We start from the raw sequence: 379 nt of genomic DNA on the forward strand, positions 1-379 counted from the left end.
GTATGAAAATAAAATCGTAACTTTGCTGATGCAATAGAAATATTAATAACATTGGGATTATGAAGCAGGTAGAAGAAAGATATATCAGTTTGTTGACCGATTTCGGTTTCAAGCGAATTTTCGGATCAGCTCCCAACAAGGATTTGCTGATCTGTTTCCTTAACAGCTTGTTCAACGGAAGACAGGTTGTTAAGGACGTGAAGTATCTGAATCCGGAGAAAGTGGGCGACATATATACCGACCGCAAGGCCATCTTTGACGTATATTGCGAAGGAGAAAACGGCGAGAAGTTTATCGTGGAAATGCAGAATGCATACCAGACATACTTCAAGGACCGTGCCCTGTTCTATTCCACCTTCCCTATCCGTGAGCAGGCTCC

At 42.5% G+C, this 379-nt stretch carries 1 protein-coding gene; it reads left to right on the forward strand.

The features are described from left to right. Window positions 1-59 precede the first annotated feature (59 nt). A partial coding sequence (locus ACQRBJ_RS16305) for a PD-(D/E)XK nuclease family transposase (protein WP_445304269.1) occupies window positions 60-379 on the forward strand: 320 nt, incomplete at its 3' end.

The organism is Prevotella sp. SGI.167 (assembly GCF_050313615.1).
Lineage (GTDB): Bacteria > Bacteroidota > Bacteroidia > Bacteroidales > Bacteroidaceae > Prevotella.